Annotated in this window: 2 protein-coding genes; both read right to left on the bottom strand. The window is 62.6% G+C overall.

All coding sequences use genetic code 11. The annotated features are described in order from the left end of the window. Positions 1-71 precede the first annotated feature (71 nt). Complete coding sequence (locus tag EJA72_RS21725; protein WP_178129519.1) at positions 72-1061, bottom strand: FecR family protein; 990 nt, start codon at positions 1059-1061, stop codon at positions 72-74. Beyond that, positions 1058-1621, bottom strand: coding sequence for an RNA polymerase sigma factor (locus tag EJA72_RS21720; protein WP_157713479.1), 564 nt, complete (start codon positions 1619-1621; stop codon positions 1058-1060). Before EJA72_RS21720 ends, EJA72_RS21725 begins: the two co-directional genes overlap by 4 nt. Between the last annotated feature and the right edge of the window lie 258 nt (positions 1622-1879).

The raw sequence follows: 1879 nt of genomic DNA, 5'->3' as shown, positions 1-1879 counted from the left end.
CAGGCTCGCTCCCACAATTTGGAATGCGTTCCCCTGTGGGAGCGAGCCTGCTCGCGATGGCGCCAGTCGTCTCAGCGCAGAATAATCAGATGCCCCAAAACGCTGTGCAGCTCAAACCCCAACACCCCCTGCAACGAACTCAGCACCGCTTGCGGGTCCTTGCTCGGAAAACTGCCACTGACCCGCCGCGCCCCTAGCTCATCATTGAGCAGCACAATCCGCCCCGGGTAATACCGACCCAAATCCTGCACCACTTCGGCCAGCGTCGCCTTGTAGTAATTGAGCCAGCCCTGACGCCATGCCAACTGCGCTTCGCTGTCGACCGCATGCAGTTTTTCCGCCGTGCCTTCGCCGTACGCCATTTGCTGGCCAGCGGTGAGCATTTGTTGCTCGGCGTGTTGGCCTGCCACCACCCCGACCCGTCCGGACAACACCGTCACTTGCGCGCCACGGGGTTGCAGGCGCACTTCAAACTGCGTACCCAGCACCCGGGCCTGCCCCTGTTCGGCGTCGACCACAAAGGGTTCGCCGGTGTGGGTCACGCTGAAAAAACCGGCACCGCGACGCAGCTGCACATGCCGCTCGCCGCGACTGAAATCCACGGCAATCGCACTGTCGGCATCGAGAGTGACCTGCGACTGATCCGCCAACGTGACGGTGCGAATTTCTCCCGGTGCCGACACGTAGTCCGCCCCCAGATCATCAACCCAGCGCGCCGGCTGCCAACCCGCACCAAGGCTGATCATCAGCACCAGGCACGCGGCCATCGCCAACCCCGCGGACCAACGCCGCACACGACCGTGGCGGGAACGATCCATGGCATTGAGATAACCCTGCAAGGCAAAGGCGTCTTCATGGGCCAGCGTGCGCGCCGGACCTTCGCTCATTTCCCACACCACCTGCGCCTGGGCATAAGCCTCGGCATGGGCGGGATCGGCCTGCAACCAGTGGCTGAACCTCAGTTGATCATCGTTGCCGGGCTGGTTGTGCAACACACTCAGCCAGGCAAAAGCCGCCTGTTCCTGAGCGGGCGTCGGCGGGACGCGATCGGGCTGCTTCACGGTGCTTTCCTTGGCGTACGCATTGGCGGTTCCCGCAGGCTGGCCTTGCAGGCATCGAGGGCGCGCATCATATGTTTTTCCACGGCACTTTGGGACAGCCCCATCGCCTTGGCGATTTCGGCGTACTTGCGGCCGTGGATGCGGTTGAGCAAAAAGATCTGCCGCGTGCGCTCAGGCAACGCACGCAAGGCGGCTTCGACGTGGCGCAAATCGTTACCCGCCTCCAGCGCCGCTTGCGGTTCGCTGCCGTAGCTGTCCGGTGTGTCCGGCTGCCAGCCTTCGTTGACCCGCACCCGCGTGCCTTCGCTGCGCAAATGGTCGATGGCGATGTTGCCGGCGCAACGCAGCAGATAAGTGCTGAGCTCTTCGACCTGCACCAGCGGACGACGCCAGAAACGCAGGAACAAGTCCTGCACCAGGTCCGCGGCCGTCGCCCTGCAACCGACACGCCGGTTCACCAGCGCTTCCATCTGCGAACGCTGAGAAAGGAACACCTGCAGGAAATGCGCACGGTCGCCGCGCGCTTCATCGTCAGGAGATTGCGGAGGGCTGATGATCATCGGGTCATTACTGCGACGGCCTGGCGACAGGAAAGGGGTGAGGCCTCGTGAATGTCACGGGACCCGCAAGGTCGCAATATTAATGATAAATATTCTCATGCGCAAAGAGCTTCGATGAGAGTGGTTCATCGATGCGCGGGCGAAGACTGGACCTGTAGCAGCTGGCGAAGCCTGCGTCCGGCTGCGAAGCAGTCGTAAAGTCAGGCGCCGCGGTGGGTCAGGAATACCGTGCACTCTGGTTTTACGACTGCTTCGCAG

Origin of the sequence: Pseudomonas sp. PB120 (genome assembly GCF_009761815.1) — a bacterium.
Classification (GTDB): Bacteria; Pseudomonadota; Gammaproteobacteria; order Pseudomonadales; family Pseudomonadaceae; genus Aquipseudomonas.
Note: the sequence above shows the minus strand (reverse complement) of the source record. Positions and strands in the feature narration are given on the sequence as shown.